The organism is Streptomyces sp. NPDC052042 (assembly GCF_044548345.1).
In the GTDB taxonomy this organism is placed as follows: Bacteria; Actinomycetota; Actinomycetes; order Streptomycetales; family Streptomycetaceae; genus Streptomyces.
The window spans coordinates 1,238,183-1,254,928 of the sequence record NZ_JBIUBU010000001.1 but is presented as its reverse complement, the minus strand read 5'-3'; the positions used below and the strand labels follow the sequence as shown (position 1 = coordinate 1,254,928).

The window sequence follows — 16,746 nt, the reverse complement described above, 5'->3', positions numbered from 1 at the left end:
TTGATAGGCCGGATGTGGAAGCCTGGTAACGGGTGGAGCTGACTGGTACTAATAGGCCGAGGGCTTGTCCTCAGTTGCTCGCGTCCACTGTGTTGGTTCTGAAACAACGAACTGCTTTTTGCTGGTTGTTTCGTAGTGTTTCGGTGGTTATTGCGTTAGGGAAACGCCCGGTTACATTCCGAACCCGGAAGCTAAGCCTTTCAGCGCCGATGGTACTGCAGGGGGGACCCTGTGGGAGAGTAGGTCGCCGCCGAACAGTTTTTGTGGGAGGGCCCCGCACCCTTGGTGGTGCGGGGCCCTTCTGCGTTTACGGCCAATTCAGGCCCCCTCTCCGGTTGGCCTCGCCCTTGTCCTCAAGGAACCCCCCTCGTATTCGAGGGGGCAGCAACGTATGGGGGCGCGCAGGGCTCAGAGACGGCCCGCTCCCTTGAGTGACAGATATGCGTCGGCGAGAACCGGAGCGAGAACATCCGGGGTGGCATCGACGACCAGGATGCCGTGACGCCGAAGTTCCTCCGCGGTGCGAAGCCGCCTGGCTTGGGTCCGTGCGCCGGCGGCAGCCTCGTAGACCGCGTCCACTGTGCCCCTGGCCTCCGACATCTTCTTGATGTACGGGTCGGCCACCGAGGCCACCAGCACGGTGTGGCGTCGGGTCAGACGACGCAGGACCGGCAGTAGCTCCTCCTCCACAGGAGCGGCATCGAGGCCCGTGAGAAGCACGATCAACGACCCACGAGGAGCGCTGGCGAGAGCGGCGGCGCCGAGGCCCTGGGCATCCGTTTCCACGAGCGCCGGTTCGATCGGTGCCAGCGCGTCGACCATGGCCGACAGGACCTCTCCGGCAGGCCTTCTCTGCACATGGGCTCGGACACGGCGGTCGTAGGCGAGCAGATCGACTCGGTCGCCCGCGCGAGTGGCGAGCGCGGTGAGGAGCAGAGCCGCGTCCATGGAGGCATCCAGACGCGGCACGTTCCCGACACGCCCCGCTGAGGTCCGACCCGTGTCCAGCACCAGGAGGATGTGGCGATCGCGCTCGGGACGCCATGTGCGCACTGCGACGGCGGACCGCCGTGCCGTGGCACGCCAGTCGATGGAGCGCGTGTCGTCACCGGGAACGTAGTCCCGCAGGCTGTCGAACTCCGTTCCCTCTCCACGAGTGAGAACGCTGGTCCGGCCGTCGAGTTCACGCAGCCTGGCGAGGCGCGACGGCAGGTGCTTGCGGCTGGTGAAGGGCGGCAGGGCGCGCACGGTCCATGGGACATGATGATCTCCCTGCCGGGCGGCGAGCCCCAAAGGACCGAACGAGCGCACCGTGATCCGTTCGGCGCGACGGTCACCGCGTCGAGCCGGCCGCAGAAGCGTGGCCAGTCGACGGCGTTCCCCCGCCGGGACCGTCACCGTGTGACGAGACGCGGCCTGGTCCTTGCCCGTGGGCCAGCTGCTGGGCGGCCAGGCGTCGCGAAGCTGTGCCCGCAACCGTCGACGGGAAGGATTGGTCACGGTGAGTTGCACCTCGGCCGTTTCACCGAGTCGAACGCTTGTATCACCGGATCGGGTGAACTGAAGCGTTCGCACTGGCGCGGCCAGGGCGTAGTCGCACAGAATCGCAAGGGAAAGCGGTGCGTTGACCGCCAGCAGGCCGGTCCAGCTTGGAGCCAGGATGCCTACGGGGAGTGAACCCAGGGCGGCCAGCAGGGCGGTACGTCCGGTAAGGGCCACGGTCAGCGCCTCATCGGGGTACGGGGACGTGGGCGAGGACCGAGGTGATGACGGAGTCGGGGGTGACTCCCTCCATCTCCGCCTCGGGCCGCAAGTGGATGCGATGGCGAAGGGTGGGGAGGGCGAGCGCCTTCACGTCGTCCGGAATGACGTAGTCGCGGCCGGTCAGCCAGGCCCAGGCACGGGCGGTCGACAACAGTGCGGTGGCGCCTCGGGGGGATACGCCGAGGGAGAGCGAGGGGGATTCCCGCGTGGCACGGCAGATATCGACGACATAACCGGCGATCTCGGGGGAGACCTTGGTCCGGGCAACGGCGGCACGAGCCGCTTCCAGGTCGGCGATCCCGGCTACGGGGCGTATGCCGGCTGATGCGAGGTCGCGCGGATTGAAGCCCTCGGAATGGCGGATGAGGACGTTGATCTCCTCGTCACGGGCCGGCAGGGGCACCGTCAGCTTCAGGAGGAACCGGTCCAGCTGGGCCTCCGGGAGCGGATAGGTGCCCTCGTACTCGACCGGATTCTGCGTGGCCACCACGAGGAACGGGTCGGGCAGGGGCCGGGGGGTGCCGTCGACGGTGACCTGGCGCTCCTCCATCGCTTCCAGGAGAGAGGACTGGGTCTTGGGAGGCGTGCGGTTGATTTCGTCAGCGAGAAGCAGGTTGGTGAAGACAGGACCGGGCTGAAAGGAGAACTCCGCCGTGCGGGCGTCGTAGACCAGAGAACCGGTGACATCGCTCGGCATCAGGTCCGGAGTGAACTGGACGCGCTTGGTGCCGAGTTCGAGCGAGGCGGCGAGAGCCCGGACCAAGAGGGTCTTGGCCACACCGGGAACGCCTTCGAGCAGGACGTGGCCCCGGCACAGCAGAGCGACGACGAGTCCGGTCACCGCGGGGTCCTGGCCGACCACGGCCTTGGCGATTTCGGAGCGCAACGCCTCCAGTGACGCGCGGGCGGTGTCGCCGTTCGCGGAGGGCTCGGTGGTCCCGGCGGGCGCTGGGGGCGGGGCGCTCATGAGGTGCGTACCTCTCTTTCGAGGGTGTCGAGTTGATCTGCCAGTTGGACAAGGGCCGTGTCGTCGGACGGAGCCGGGCCGAAGAGCAGGTGCCGGAGTCGGCTCTCGTCGCCGCCGAGGCGGGCGGAGACAGCGGGGAGGAGTGTCGTGGGGGAGTGGGCGTTGCGAGGTGAGACACCGAGAAGGGCAGCGATACGGAGCCGGGTGGCGGAACGCAGCGAGTCGGCGGCCCGGCCCCGTGCGTTCGTCCGGCGGTAGAGCCGAGCTCGGCCCTCGGCTGCCTCGGACGCGCGGATGGCGACCGGCAGTCGTTCGGTCACCAGGGGACCCAGACGGCGGGCACGCCATACGGCGGCCAGCAGGGCGGCGAAGGCGAGTTGCAGGGTGCCCCACAGCCAGCCACGAGGGATCAGGTCGGTGAAGCCGCGGTCGCCGGGTTCGCCGCCGCCATTGTGCTCGGTGTCGATGAGCGAGGGGAGGTACCAGACCAGATGCGGGCGGGAGCCGAGAAGTTGCAGGGCCAGGGAGGCGTTGCCCTGGTCGGCGAGTCGGGCGTTGTGAAGGAGATCGGAGGAGCCGAGGAGCACGGTGTCTCCGGCACCCTGCTCGAACAGGAGCAGGGTCGGGAGGCCGTCGCTCGGGAAGCAGGAGATGGTGGCGAGGCCGCCCGCGGCATAGCGGAAGCCTCCCGCCTCGATGGCGCCCGCCCTGCGCGCGGCCAGCAGGGAGCACTGGGGGGTGCGGGTCTTTGTCGGTCCGGCGGACTTCGCACGGACGCCGGGGACCAGGGTGCCCACGGAAGGAGGGCCCGCCGCGAGAAGAACGGTGCGACCGCCCGAGTGCGCGGTCCTGGCCCGGAGTTCATCCTGCTGGTGAGGTGTCAGCGCATCGGGGGAGGTCACGAGCAACGTGGTGTCGGGGCCGACACCGGCCGTGGCCTCGTCCAGGGTGGTGGCGACGCGAACGGAGACGCCACGCTCCTTGAGGAGCTCGGCGACGGCCCGGCTGCCGTAGCGGTCGGCGGAGCGCGGGTCGAGACGGCCGTGCTGATCTCCGGAGCGCATGGCCGCCAGAACGACTCCCGCGACGATCAGCACGAGAAGAGCGAGCAGAAGCCCGCGGACACGCGACCAGACCTGGCGTGGAGCGGAGGAGGCGGAGGTGGTGGAGACGGCGGCGGTCCCGGTCATTCAGAAGCTCCCCGGGCCGCGGTCGCCAGGAGAGGTTTCGCGGCTTCGAGATCGATGTCCAGTTCCCGCATGGTCAGGTACATCCGCTGGTCCGCGGTGCGGCCCCCGTACGTGACGTCGTCGAAGTCGCGGGCGGCGGCACGGAGGCGCGTGGCGTGCGAGGGCAGCAGGCGCGCGGCCTCGGCGGCGGCCTCGTCGGCGGTGCGCCCGGGGCGTGGGTCGATCAGGGCTCGCTCCTCCAAGGAGCGCACGATGGCGCGTGTGCGTTCCTGGACCGCCTCGTTCCAGCGATGGGCGGCCGTGTGGGCCTCGGCGGCCGTCCGGTGCTCGGCCGCCGTACGCGGGGCGTCATCGAAGAGGGGGTCGGCGGCGCGCACGATGCGGTGCGGGGTGCCCAGCCGCCACCAGAGCGCGGCCACCAGGCCGACGGCGACCAATGTGAGCACGACCAGGCCGAGCGGGCCGCCCGGTGCCGCGCCGGAGGCCGTGCTCAGAAGGTCCTCGGTCCAGTTCCAGAGCTGGTCGAGACCGCGCCGGAGGAGACCGGGATCGTTCTCGTGGTACATCGGCTTGGACAACTCGTGCTCCGCGGCCTCACGAGCGGGAACACGCGGGGTGTCCACGGGTATGCCGCCGTTCGCCAGGATCAGCGGGTGTGCCGCTGTCCATCCCCCCACCCCCGGCACTGCATCAGCTCCTGGTGTCGTATCCGGGCAGACCCGCCGCACGGGCGAGTTCGAGGTCCAGTGCCTCGCGGCGGATGCGCTGGTCGATGTAGAGCAGGGCCATTACGCCGGCGGACAGGGGGTAGGTGATCGTCGTGGTGATCACCTGGCCGATGCCCGAGATGATCAGGAACGGCCAGCTGGAGTACATGGAACCGTCGGCGAGGAGGGAGTCGGCCCCACTGCCTTCCACGATCAGCGCGATGAGGGTGAATGGAATGGCGATGACCACGGCCACGACGATGATCAGCAGCCAGCTGAGAGCCAGCACACCGAAGATTCGCCACCATGTGTTCTTGACCAGTTTCGCGGAACGGCGCATGGAGGCCGTGATCGACTGGCGCTCCAGCATCAGAGCCGGCGGGGCGAGGGAGAATCGGACCATCAGCCAGAGGGCGACGACGAATGCCGCGGGGAAGCCGAGGACGATGAGCCCGGCACCGGCCACGGAGCCGATCAGCAGGCCCGGCAGAACACCGAGGGCCATGATCGCGACACTCATCAGGGTCAGCAGCAGGGTCAGGCCGAGCAACTGCGGAAGCCTCGGCCGGGCCTCGGCCCAGGCCTCGGCGAGCGACACGGGGTGGCCCAGCACCGAGCGGCTGATCACCACGGTCAGCACCGCCGTGGTGAACAGTGTGGCGATCATGGTGATGGGGATGGACGACGCGCCGGTGAGCAGCGTGGACCGCGCGGACTCGGCGGCCTGCCGGAGTGCTTCGGGCCCGGTGGCGTACGGGTCGATCGCCGTGTTCGTCGGCAGCAGATAGCGCTGTACGACGATCGTCGCGATCTCGGCGATCACGGACACGGTCAGCGAGATGCCGAGCACGGTGCGCCAGTGGGTGCGCATCGTGGAGACCGTGGCGTCGAGGATCTCGCCGACGCCGAGCGGACGCAGCGGGATGACGCCGGGCTTGGCCACGGCAGGTGGCTGCTGCCAGCCCGGCCCCCGGGGCCCGACGCCCCAGCCGGGGCCGGAAGGCGGCGCTCCGGGGCCGGGGGCGTTCGGCGGGGACCACTGTGCCGCCGGCGGCTGGTCCGGGGACCACGTGCCTGCTGGACCGGTGCCGTCGGCCGGCTCCGAGGGGCGGGGGACGTCCGCCCCCTGGCTCTCGGAGGGGGCGGATCCGGGCGAGGCCCAGCCCGGAGTGTCGTTCATGCTCGCTCCTTAACGGTCCTGTCCGCTCATCTGCACGGCAGGTCGGCAGCCCATCGTGCCACGCGTCGCCCTGTCGGGGGTTGGGCGCGGTATTTCCTTCGTGCCTTCATCCGGGGCGGCTCACCGGGCAGACTGGGCGGATGGCTGATCAGGACGAGCGACCGCCGGCGGGCGTCGAGCCTCCCGCCCTTTCCGTACTCCGCTGGGACGAACTGCCCGAAGGGCCCGTGCTGGTGCTTCTCGACCAGACGCGGCTGCCCTCGGAGGAGGCCGAGCTGGTATGCCCCGATGTCCCCGCGCTGGTGCGGGCGATCCAGACACTGGCGGTGCGCGGTGCGCCGTTGCTGGGCATCGCCGGGGCCTACGGGGTGGCGCTCGCCGCCGCTCGGGGGGACGACGTCGAAGAGGCCGCCGGGCTGCTGGCGGGGGCGCGACCCACCGCGGTGAACCTCGCGTACGGGGCACGGCGGGCCGAAGCCGCGTACCGGGCTGCGGGGGAGAGAGGGGCGGATCCCCAAAGGGCCGCGCAGGCAGCCCTGGCCGAGGCGAGGGCGCTGCACCGGGAGGACGCCGAGGCCAGTACGCGGATGGCGCGGTACGGGCTCGCTCTCCTGGACGAACTCCTGCCGGGTGGCGGGCACCGGCTGCTGACGCACTGCAACACCGGGGCGCTGGTCTCGGGCGGTGAGGGCACCGCCTTCGCGGTGGCGCTGGCGGCACACCGGGAAGGGCGGCTGAGCCGGCTGTGGGTGGACGAGACGCGTCCGCTGCTGCAGGGGGCCCGGCTGACCGCGTACGAGGCGGCGCGCAACGGTATGCCGTACCGCCTGCTCACGGACAACGCCGCAGGGTCCTTGTTCGCCGCCGGGAAGGTGGACGCCGTGCTCATCGGAGCCGACCGCATCGCGGCGGACGGCTCGGTGGCGAACAAGGTGGGGAGCTACCCGCTGGCCGTGCTCGCGAAGTACCACCACGTACCGTTCATCGTGGTGGCGCCGACCACGACCGTGGATCTGGACACTACGGACGGTGCGTCGATCACCGTGGAACAACGAGGGGGAAACGAAGTGACCGAGTTCACGAACCCGCAGGGTGGGGTGGCGGGGGGCGAAGCCGCCGGGGTGGCCGTGGCACCGGCCGGAACCGTCGCCTACAACCCGGCGTTCGACGTCACACCGCCGGAGCTGGTCACGGCGATCGTCACGGAGGAGGGCGCGGTCTCCCCGGTCACCGGGGCCGGACTCGCGGAGCTGTGCGCCAGGTCATCGCAGGTGACGATTGGCTAATGGGATGATGTCGATTATGAAGGGACGCGTCCTTGTCGTCGATGACGACACCGCACTGGCCGAGATGCTCGGGATTGTGCTGCGTGGTGAGGGGTTCGAGCCGTCGTTCGTAGCGGACGGCGACAAAGCGCTCGCTGCGTTTCGTGAGGCCAAGCCGGACCTGGTGCTGCTGGATCTGATGTTGCCCGGAAGGGACGGCATCGAGGTCTGCCGGTTGATCAGGGCCGAGTCGGGTGTGCCGATCGTCATGCTCACGGCCAAGAGCGACACGGTCGACGTGGTGGTGGGTCTGGAGTCCGGGGCCGACGACTACATCGTGAAGCCGTTCAAGCCCAAGGAGCTGGTCGCCCGGATCAGGGCGCGCCTGCGGAGGTCCGAGGAGCCTGCACCGGAGCAGCTCACCATCGGGGATCTGGTCATCGACGTGGCCGGGCACTCGGTGAAGCGTGAGGGGCAGTCGATCGCACTCACTCCGCTGGAGTTCGACCTGCTGGTCGCGCTGGCGCGCAAGCCCTGGCAGGTGTTCACCCGCGAGGTGCTGCTGGAGCAGGTGTGGGGCTACCGTCATGCCGCCGACACCCGGTTGGTGAACGTGCACGTCCAGCGACTGCGTTCCAAGGTCGAGAAGGACCCGGAGCGGCCCGAGATCGTGGTGACCGTCCGAGGCGTCGGTTACAAGGCCGGACCGAGCTGACATGCCTCCGAGCGGTGCCGCTCCGCGGCCCGGGGAGCCGGGAGCCCGTGCGGAGCGGGCTACCGCCCCGGGGCACAGGGCTTCCCGGATCGGGCGCCTCTTGAAAGGCGGACGGCTGCTCCACGACCGTGCGCTCGGCGGTCCGGTGCCACGGCTGCTGATGCGCTGGGTGCGCCGCCCGCTGCTGCCCGCCGTACGGCTGTGGCGGCGCAATCTCCAGTTGCGGGTCGTCGCGGGCACACTGCTGATGTCGCTCACCGTCGTGCTGCTCCTCGGGCTGGTCGTGATCGGGCAGGTGCGCAACGGCCTGCTCGACGCGAAGGGCAAGGCCGCTCAGACCCAGGCGCTCGGCGGCTTCGCCGCGGCCCAGGAGAAGGCGAACGCCCCGCTCGCCCCCGGTGGGCAGGGCGGTGACACCGCGGACGGCATGACGGCCAACAACTCCTGGCGGACCGAGCTCGTCGACCAGCTCGCCAGCGGCGGGAAGAACGCCTTCAACGTGGTGGCGCTCAGTGCGGACGAAGGCACGCGCGCGCCGCGCGGCTCGGGCAGCGTGGAGGCGGCGAGCATCCCGCAGAGCCTGCGGGACGCGGTGAACGAGGGGCCCGGGGCGTTCCAGACGTACTCCCTGATCCGGTACGCGAACGGTCAGGACCCGCAGCCCGGGCTCGTCGTCGGCAAGCGGCTGTACGACATCGACCACAACCCGTACCAGCTCTACTACCTCTTCCCGCTCACGCAGGAGGAGAAGTCCTTGACACTGATCAAGGGCACGCTGGCGACGGCGGGGCTGTTCGTCGTCGTGCTGCTCGGCGCCATCGCGTGGTTCGTGGTGCGCCAGGTCGTCACCCCCGTGCGGATGGCCGCGGGGGTCGCCGAGCGGCTCTCCGCCGGCAGGCTTCAGGAACGGATGAAGGTCACCGGCGAGGACGACATCGCCCGGCTCGGCGAGGCCTTCAACAAGATGGCGCAGAACCTGCAGCTGAAGATCCAGCAGCTGGAGGAGTTGTCCCGGATGCAGCGGCGTTTCGTCTCCGACGTCTCCCACGAGCTCCGGACGCCTCTGACGACCGTACGGATGGCCGCCGATGTCATCCACGAGGCGCGCAGCGAGTTCGATCCGGTGACGGCACGTTCCGCGGAACTGCTCGGGGACCAACTCGACCGGTTCGAGTCGCTGCTCTCGGACCTGCTGGAGATCAGCCGCTTCGACGCGGGTGCGGCGGCGCTGGAGGCCGAGCCGATAGACCTGCGGCAGGTCGTGCACCGGGTGATCGGCGGGGCCGAACCGCTGGCCGAGCGCAAGGGCACCCGGATCAGGGTGGTCGGCGACGGGCAGCCGGTGATCGCGGAGGCCGACGCGCGCCGGGTGGAGCGCGTCCTGCGCAACCTGGTCGTCAACGCCGTCGAGCACGGTGAGGGCCGGGACGTCGTGGTGCGCATGGGGGCGGCCGGGGGAGCGGTCGCCGTGGCCGTCCGCGACTACGGGGTGGGGCTCAAGCCGGGCGAGGCGACGCGCGTGTTCAACCGCTTCTGGCGGGCCGACCCGGCCCGTGCGCGGACCACCGGCGGCACCGGCCTCGGGCTGTCCATCGCCGTCGAGGACGCCCGCTTGCACGGCGGCTGGCTGCAGGCGTGGGGCGAGCCCGGCGGAGGTTCGCAGTTCCGGCTGACCTTGCCGCGGACGGCGGACGAACCGCTGCGCGGCTCTCCGATACCCCTGGAACCGGAGGACTCCCGGCGCAACCGGGAGAACCGGGAGCGGGCCGTGTCCGGTCCTGCGGGAGGACATCGGCTGACGGCCGTGCCGGCCCAGCCCGGGGACAGCGACCGACCGGGGCCGACGGTGCCGCCCCGCCCCGCCGCGGCTCACCCGGCGCCGCCCTCGGTGCATCCGGCGGCGCTGCCCGGCAACGGGGCACGCGTGGTCGCACGTCCCGCCGAGGACCGGGCGGGCGAAGGGGCCGGGGGCGAGAACGGCACCGCGGTACGGCAACAGGAGCGGGGGGACACCAGTCGTGGGAACTGATCGTCGCAAGGACGCCCCTGGACGCGTACCGAAGATGATCGCTCTGCTCGGGTGCGGTGTCATGTTGCTGTCCGCCTGCAGTTCGATGCCCGTCACCGGGGACGTCAGGCCCGTCGGCGGCGGCTCGCAGCCCGGTGACTCCCAGGTGCAGGTGTACGCCGTGGCGCCGCGTGACGACGCCACCCCCAACGAGATCGTCGATGGCTTCCTGGAGTCCATGACCAGCGACGACTCGAATTTCAGGACGACGCGCAAGTACCTCACGCGAAGGGCCGCGAAGACCTGGAAGCCGAGCGCGTTCACCACCGTGCTCGCCAAGGCGCCCAACCGCAGCGACCGCCCGCTGAACGACAGAGATCCCGGAGTCACGGAACTCGCGTACACCCTGACCGGTGAGAAGGTGGCGACGGTCGACGGCCAGAGCGCCTACCAGCCGCTCGCGCCCACGGAGTACCACGAGACCCTGCACCTGGTGAGGGAGACCGGGCCGGGCGGCAAGGAGTGGCGCATCGACAACGTGCCCGACGGACTGCTGCTCGGGCAGTCGGACTTCAGACGCCTCTACCGCTCGGTGGACAAGTACTACTTCGCCGCGGGGCGCACGACCGAACATTCGACACTGGTCGCCGACCCCGTCTACCTGCGCAGCCGTACGGACCCCGTCACGGGCATGGACACCGTGACGCAGGCGGTCCGCAGCCTCCTGGCGGGACCGACCAGTTGGCTGCGTCCGGTGGTCCGCTCCCGCTTTCCCACCGGTACGACGCTGAAACAGGGCGTCACCTCGCTCGGCCTCGACGACCGCAACGTTCTGAGGATCCCGCTCGGCAAGAAGGCGGACGGGGTCGGGCAGCGCTCCTGCCGCATGATGGCCTCGCAGGTCCTGTACACGCTGCGCGATCTGACGTCCGCTCGGATCGAGCAGGTCCAGCTGCTGCGCTCGGACGGTTCCCAGCTGTGCGTCCTCGAGGCGGACCAGGCCGAGGAGTTCGCCCCCGACGGTTCGTCGAGCGGGCCGGACAGCCAGTACTTCATCGATGCCAAGGGCCATGTGGAGCGCATACCCGGCAGCACCAGGGGCACCGGCACCCCGGAGCCGGTGGCGGGCCCGTTCGGTAGCGGGCCGCAAATGGGCGAGGTCGGGGTGGCCAGGGACGAGCAGTCGGCGGCAGCGGTCACACACAACAGGACCTTCCTCTACGTGTCCTCCATCGTCTCGGACGGTGAGCTTCCCCGACCCCTGGTGACCAGCCGGGCCAAGAAGCAGAACGACCGCCTGTCGGCGCCGAGCTGGGACGCGCGGGGCGATCTCTGGGTGGCCGACCGGGACCCGCGCGGGCCCCGGCTGCTGCGGGTGCCGGGAGGCACCGGCAAGCCTCGGGAGGTCGCCGTGCCGAGCCTGGCCGAGGGCCGGATCGAGGCCCTGCGGCTGTCCGCGGACGGTGTGCGCATCGCGCTCCTGGTGACCGAGGACGGCGGCCGACGCCTGAAGATCGGCCGGATCGAGCGCCACGGGACGGGGGAGGAGCAGCAGCTCTCGGTGGTGGATCTCCGGCAGGCCGCACCGCAGTTGACGGATGTCACGGCGATGTCGTGGTCGGGGCGCAGCCGTCTCGCGGTGGTCGGCAGGGAGGAGGGCGGCGTCCAGCAGGTGCGTTATGTGCAGGCGGACGGTTCGTCGCCCGCCTCGGGCATTCTGCCCGGTCTGAACGAGGTGTCGTCGATCGCGGCGGCGGACGACGAGCAACTGCCGCTGATGGCCGCGACCCGGAACGACGGGATAGTGAAGCTGTCCCCGGGCGACAACTGGCAGACCGTGGTCGAGGACGGCACGTCGCTGGTCTACCCGGGCTGAGGACTGGGTCCACCCGGCCCGGGAGCGCGCGCTCCCGGGCCGCCGCGGTGCGGGGCCGCCGGGTTTTCCACAGGGGTGGCAGCGCGCTCCCGGTGCGTGCACAGTGGACTCATGCGGGGGCTGTGGCGGGAGATCTCCGGACTGGTCCTGCCGGTGGCCTGCGGCGGTTGCGGCAGGCCGCGCGCGGAGCTGTGCGAAGACTGCCGGCTGGATCTTTCCGGAGGAGTTCCGCGCCGGGTGAGGCCGGTGCCCGAGCCTGCGGGCCTGCCGGTGGTGCACGCGGCCGCGCCGTACGAGAACGCGGTGCGCGCGGTGCTCCTGGCCCACAAGGAGCGCGGGGCACTGGGCCTGGCCGGGGCGCTCGGCATGGCGCTGGCCGGGGCCGTACGGTCCGGGGCGGAGTGGTCCGGGGCGCTGCGGCGGGCGCGGACGGTGGAGCCGCTGTTGCTGGTGCCCGTGCCGTCGGCGCGGCGGGCCGTGGCGGCGCGAGGTCATGATCCGATGCGGCGGATCGCGCTGGCCGCCGCCGCCGAGTTGCGGCGGGGAGGTGTTCCGGCGCGGGTGGTGCCGGTGCTCCGGCAGCGGCGGGTGGTGGCCGACCAGGTGGGGCTGGGAGCCCGGCAGCGGCAGCGGAACCTCGCGGGGGCGCTGACGGTCGTGTCCGGGGGCGGGCGGCTCCTCGCCACGGGAAGGGCGGTGCTGGTGGACGATCTGATGACGACCGGCGCTTCGCTGGCGGAGGCGGCCCGGGCGCTCGACGCGGAGTGCGGGCGGGCCCCGTACGGCGGCGGGCATGCGATGGCCGCGCCCGGCAGCCGACAGGCTGCCGTCGTGGCCGTTTCCCCATCGGCTTTCGAAATAAACCGGAACTCTCTTTGAACCCGCATCGTTGCAGGTAGTGAGTGAGTAAAAAGACCTGAACGGAGGTACGCGCGAGTAGCGGGTGCCGAGATACGGCCCGGCAGGCTATGTTCAGTGGTGAGGAATGGTGAATGCCGGACCTCAATGAATGCACCGCCAGGTTTCGGGCAGGTAACTCACCGGCAGCCCGGAAACGGGAATTCGGCGGGGCGGGGCCCCGTCGCTGGGGGGAGGAGGTGGACGTCACCCAGTCCGCGGTTCCGGTCATCACCGGAGCCTGGTGAAAAAGGGAGATGCTCCGCCGCTGAGCGGAGCGATCCGGGAACGGAGTTCTGCGTGGACATCGTCGTCAAGGGCCGCAAGACCGAGGTGCCCGAGCGGTTCCGCAAGCACGTGGCCGAGAAGCTGAAGCTGGACAAGATCCAGAAGTTCGACGGCAAGGTGATCAGCCTCGACGTCGAGGTGTCCAAGGAGCCGAATCCCCGTCAGGCCGACCGTTCCGACCGAGTGGAGATCACGCTCCGGTCCCGTGGTCCGGTCATCCGGGCGGAAGCCGCGGCGGGCGATCCGTACGCCGCGCTCGACCTGGCCACCGGCAAGCTGGAGGCCCGGCTGCGCAGGCAGCACGACAAGCGCTACAGCCGCCGGGGCAACGGGCGGATTTCCGCAGCCGAGGTGGCCGAGGCCGTTCCGAACGCCGCGTCGTTCAACGGCGAGGGCGAGCTGGTTCCCGGCGAAGCGGCTCCGTCCGTCCCGACGACCAGGATCGGTTCCCTGGAGGTCCAGGGCGAAGGACCGCTGGTGATGCGCGAGAAGACGCACGTCGCCGCACCGATGTCGCTCGACCAGGCGCTCTACGAGATGGAGTTGGTCGGGCACGACTTCTATCTGTTCGTCGACTCCGAGACGAAGGAACCCAGTGTCGTCTACCGGCGGCATGCCTATGACTACGGTGTCATCCACCTGAGGACCGATCCGCTCGCGGCCGACGGGGCGAGCGGCGCGGGCGGTGCGCTCGGCGGCTGACGTCACCCCTCTCACGGTGCCCCTGGAGCGTCTGTGCGCCCCCAGGGGCACACGTGTGCGGTCCATGGCATCACCGCTCGGACGTCCAGGCATGAAATCATGTCGTTCCAGGCCAACGGCAGTTCTGAGAAACGTTGTTGGCGGACAGTTGTGAACTTCAGGCCATGGCCTTCAGGGGGAGGAACGATGGCGGACGCCTTCGGGCCCGTGCGCGATGCGCATCACGCCGACGACGCCGGTGCGGACGCGGACGGCGGTTGTCACAAGGAGCCGATCCGGGTCCTCGTCGTGGACGACCACGCGCTCTTCCGCAGAGGCTTGGAGATCGTCCTCGCCCAGGAGGAGGACATCCAGGTCGTGGGTGAGGCCGGGGACGGGGCGGAGGCGGTCGACAAGGCCGCCGACCTGCTGCCCGACATCGTGCTGATGGACGTGCGGATGCCCAGGCGCGGCGGCATCGAGGCGTGTACGTCGATCAAGGAAGTGGCACCCAGCGCGAAGATCATCATGCTGACGATCAGCGATGAGGAGGCCGACCTCTACGACGCGATCAAGGCGGGCGCCACCGGGTATCTCCTCAAGGAGATCTCCACGGACGAGGTGGCCACGGCGATCCGCGCGGTCGCCGACGGGCAGTCCCAGATCAGCCCGTCCATGGCGTCGAAACTGCTCACCGAGTTCAAGTCGATGATCCAGCGGACCGACGAGCGCAGGCTGGTGCCGGCGCCGCGGCTCACCGACCGGGAACTCGAAGTGCTGAAGCTCGTCGCGACCGGCATGAACAATCGCGATATCGCGAAGGAGCTGTTCATTTCCGAGAACACCGTGAAGAACCACGTCCGCAACATCCTGGAGAAGCTTCAGCTGCACTCCAGGATGGAGGCCGTGGTCTATGCCATGCGGGAGAAGATCCTGGAAATCAGGTGACCGGTCCGGCGGTACGGCGGGCGGGGTGACGGCACCGGGGCCGGCCGGTGCCGCACACGATGGTCTCGCCGGAAGGTGTGGCACGGTCACGGAAGGGCGTGCCCACGGTGTGGGAGGCGCGGACGCTCCGCGAAGGCGTGCTCACGCCAGGGCGCGGGCGACCTCCTGAACGAGCGGCCCACGCAGTTCCGGGGCGTCGACCCGCTCCAGCCGGACGTCCGTGCAGCCGACCCAGGACGCGGCCTCCACCAGTGCCTCGGCCATCGGCACCACCGCCTTGCGGCTCTCCAGGGAGACCTGACGGGCGACCAGGGTGTTGCCTTCCCGCGCCGGGTCCACTCGGCCCACCAGCCTTCCGCCCGCCAGCAGTGGCATCGCGAAATACCCGTGTATCCGCTTGGCCTTGGGGACGTACGCCTCCAGGCGGTGGGTGAAGCCGAAGAGCCGCTCCGTGCGCGCCCGCTCCCAGACCAGGGAGTCGAACGGCGACAGCAGGGTCGTGCGGTGCCGCCCGCGCGGCTCCGAGGCCAGCGCCGCCGGGTCGGCCCAGGCGGGCTTCGCCCAGCCCCGTACCGTCACCGGCACCAGGCCGCAGTCCGCCACGACCGCGTCGAATTGCTCGCCCTTGAGCCGGTGGTAGTCCGCGATGTCGGCGCGGGTGCCGATGCCCAGGGCCCGCCCCGCCAGCGCCACCAGCCGGCGCAGGCACTCCGCGTCGTCGAGATCGTCGTGCAGCACGGCGTCGGGCAGGGCCCGCTCGGCGAGGTCGTACACCCGCTTCCAGCCGCGGCGTTCGGTGCACACCACCTCGCCGTACATCAGGGCGCGCTCGACGGCGACCTTCGACTCCGACCAGTCCCACCACTCGCCGCCGTTCTTCGCGCCGCCCAGTTCCGTGGCCGTCAGCGGGCCCTCGGCGCGCAACTGCCTGATCACCGTCTCGTAGGCGCCGTCCGGCAGATCGTGGTGCCACTGGGGACGGGAGCGGTAGGCGCGGCGGCGGAACGCGAAGTGCGGCCACTCCTCGACCGGGAGGACACAGGCCGCGTGCGACCAGTACTCGAAGGTGCGGCCGCCCGACCAGTACGCCCCCTCGACCGTGGGCCGGCCGACCGCGCCGAGGCGCGCGTACGGAACCAGTTCGTGCGAACGTGCCAGCACCGAGATCGTGTCGAGCTGGACGGCACCGAGATGCCGCAGCACCCCCGGAACCCCGGCCCTGCGGTTCGGCGCACCCAGGAAGCCCTGGGCGCGCAGGGCTATCCTGCGCGCCTGGTCGGCGGAGAGTTCCATGGCGGGAGGCGGCACGAGCGTCATGTCCCGCACCTTAGAGGCAGGCACTGACAACCGGTCGCGGAGTCCGTGAACCGGGGGGCGGGCCGTCCGGTTCCGCAGCGGTCGGAGGCCAGGAGGAGCGGCGGGGACGGGGCAGCGGGGGCGGTGCGGCGACCGGCCGACGGGAGGGGAAAGGCGCGTTCGACGGGCCGGGGCGGCACCGGAGATCAGGCGCTCGCGGTCGCGGGCAGATAGGGCTGGTTGCCCGGCAGACCCAGATCGGACGGAAGCAGCGCGCCGACCCAGGCGTCTCGCCGTACCCCCTTGTTGAACAGTCCCGACCGCTGCTCCCCCTCCATCCGGAAGCCGCACCGCAGTGCCACGGCGCGCGAGGCGGTGTTGCCGGTCTCGGCGCGCCACTCCAGTCGGTCACCGCCGAGCGAGGCGAAGGTCCAGCGGGCGGCGGCCAGCACCGCCTCCGCCGTGTAGCCGTGGCCCCGGTGCTCCTTGGCGGCCCAGAACCCCACCTCGTACGTGCCCGGAAGGTTGCGGTGCGTGATTTCGAGGGCGCCCACCAGAGCCCCGTCCTCGCGCCGCACCACCGCGAAGTTGTACGCGGAGTCGTCGCGCCAGCCGGCCGGGCACAGCTCGCGCACGAAGGACTCCGCGTCGGCACGGCCGTAGGGGGAGGGAACGACCGTCCAGCGCCGGATGTCGGGGTCCTGACAGGCGGCGTGGACCGCGTCCACGTCGTCTTCGGCGAAGGGGCGCAGCAGCAGGCGTTCGGCAGTGAGGGTGATCGGCTCCATGAGCGGATTCTGGTGAGACTGCGGCCGGGATGCGAACACTTTTCGGACTTCGCGGCACCTTCGGAGCCTCCCGCCCGTTGACTGAAAGGGGAATGGCGCAAGGCGACGCGGCGGCGGCCCTCCCGGCCCGGCGGGGTCCTCCCTTACGATGGCCGTTGCGGTGGGGCCCGCCCACC

The 16,746-nt window shown here is 70.6% G+C and carries 14 protein-coding genes and 1 rRNA gene; 8 read left to right on the top strand and 7 right to left on the bottom strand.

Annotated elements, in window-relative coordinates:
- Positions 1 to 139 precede the first annotated feature (139 nt).
- Positions 140 to 256, top strand: a 5S ribosomal RNA gene (rrf, locus tag ACIHCL_RS05280).
- Between the two features lie 152 nt (positions 257 to 408).
- On the opposite strand, the gene ACIHCL_RS05275 is transcribed toward rrf, so the two are convergent.
- Genes ACIHCL_RS05275 through ACIHCL_RS05255 form a run of 5 tightly spaced genes read right to left on the bottom strand, consistent with a single transcriptional unit; the run spans position 409 to position 5,808 of the window.
- Positions 409 to 1,719 (bottom strand): DUF58 domain-containing protein, encoded by a 1,311-nt coding sequence (locus ACIHCL_RS05275; protein WP_399857041.1) that lies wholly within the window; start codon positions 1,717 to 1,719, stop codon positions 409 to 411.
- A 10-nt stretch (positions 1,720 to 1,729) separates the two neighbouring features.
- Positions 1,730 to 2,731, bottom strand: coding sequence for an AAA family ATPase (locus ACIHCL_RS05270; protein ID WP_399857039.1), 1,002 nt, complete (start codon positions 2,729 to 2,731; stop codon positions 1,730 to 1,732).
- Entirely contained in the window at positions 2,728 to 3,921 is a 1,194-nt protein-coding gene (locus ACIHCL_RS05265; RefSeq protein WP_399857037.1) for a DUF4350 domain-containing protein, read from the bottom strand. Before ACIHCL_RS05265 ends, ACIHCL_RS05270 begins: the two co-directional genes overlap by 4 nt.
- A complete protein-coding gene (locus ACIHCL_RS05260; RefSeq protein WP_399857035.1) occupies positions 3,918 to 4,607 on the bottom strand; it encodes a DUF4129 domain-containing protein in 690 nt (229 codons plus the stop codon). Before ACIHCL_RS05260 ends, ACIHCL_RS05265 begins: the two co-directional genes overlap by 4 nt.
- Positions 4,608 to 4,611: 4 nt before the next feature.
- A complete protein-coding gene (locus ACIHCL_RS05255; protein ID WP_399857033.1) occupies positions 4,612 to 5,808 on the bottom strand; it encodes a glycerophosphoryl diester phosphodiesterase membrane domain-containing protein in 1,197 nt (398 codons plus the stop codon).
- 140 nt (positions 5,809 to 5,948) lie between these two features.
- Between ACIHCL_RS05255 and mtnA the strand changes: the two genes are divergently transcribed.
- The 7 genes from mtnA (at position 5,949) to ACIHCL_RS05220 (ending at position 14,486) form a co-directional block, all read left to right on the top strand.
- Positions 5,949 to 7,094 carry an S-methyl-5-thioribose-1-phosphate isomerase gene (mtnA, locus tag ACIHCL_RS05250; protein ID WP_399857032.1) on the top strand — a complete coding sequence of 382 codons (1,146 nt, stop codon included), beginning with the start codon at positions 5,949 to 5,951 and terminating at the stop codon, positions 7,092 to 7,094.
- A gap of 4 nt (positions 7,095 to 7,098) precedes the next feature.
- Positions 7,099 to 7,788 carry a two-component system response regulator MtrA gene (gene mtrA, locus ACIHCL_RS05245; protein WP_007448372.1) on the top strand — a complete coding sequence of 230 codons (690 nt, stop codon included), beginning with the start codon at positions 7,099 to 7,101 and terminating at the stop codon, positions 7,786 to 7,788.
- A gap of 1 nt (position 7,789) precedes the next feature.
- A complete protein-coding gene (mtrB, locus tag ACIHCL_RS05240) occupies positions 7,790 to 9,817 on the top strand; it encodes an MtrAB system histidine kinase MtrB (RefSeq protein WP_399857031.1) in 2,028 nt (675 codons plus the stop codon).
- Positions 9,818 to 9,851: 34 nt separating this feature from the next.
- Positions 9,852 to 11,672, top strand: coding sequence for an LpqB family beta-propeller domain-containing protein (locus ACIHCL_RS05235; protein ID WP_399857167.1), 1,821 nt, complete (start codon positions 9,852 to 9,854; stop codon positions 11,670 to 11,672).
- A gap of 111 nt (positions 11,673 to 11,783) precedes the next feature.
- Entirely contained in the window at positions 11,784 to 12,551 is a 768-nt protein-coding gene (locus ACIHCL_RS05230) for a ComF family protein (protein ID WP_399857029.1), read from the top strand.
- A gap of 318 nt (positions 12,552 to 12,869) precedes the next feature.
- Entirely contained in the window at positions 12,870 to 13,559 is a 690-nt protein-coding gene (gene hpf, locus ACIHCL_RS05225; protein ID WP_399857028.1) for a ribosome hibernation-promoting factor, HPF/YfiA family, read from the top strand.
- Between the two features lie 186 nt (positions 13,560 to 13,745).
- Positions 13,746 to 14,486, top strand: a complete 741-nt coding sequence (locus tag ACIHCL_RS05220; protein WP_399857026.1) for a response regulator — start codon at positions 13,746 to 13,748, stop codon at positions 14,484 to 14,486.
- A 141-nt stretch (positions 14,487 to 14,627) separates the two neighbouring features.
- Here the strand turns inward: ACIHCL_RS05220 and ACIHCL_RS05215 are convergent, their stop codons facing one another.
- Both ACIHCL_RS05215 and ACIHCL_RS05210 read right to left on the bottom strand, forming a co-directional pair.
- Positions 14,628 to 15,803 (bottom strand): winged helix-turn-helix domain-containing protein, encoded by a 1,176-nt coding sequence (locus tag ACIHCL_RS05215; protein ID WP_399857024.1) that lies wholly within the window; start codon positions 15,801 to 15,803, stop codon positions 14,628 to 14,630.
- 185 nt (positions 15,804 to 15,988) lie between these two features.
- Positions 15,989 to 16,570, bottom strand: coding sequence for a GNAT family N-acetyltransferase (locus ACIHCL_RS05210; RefSeq protein ID WP_399857022.1), 582 nt, complete (start codon positions 16,568 to 16,570; stop codon positions 15,989 to 15,991).
- Positions 16,571 to 16,746: the final 176 nt, after the last annotated feature.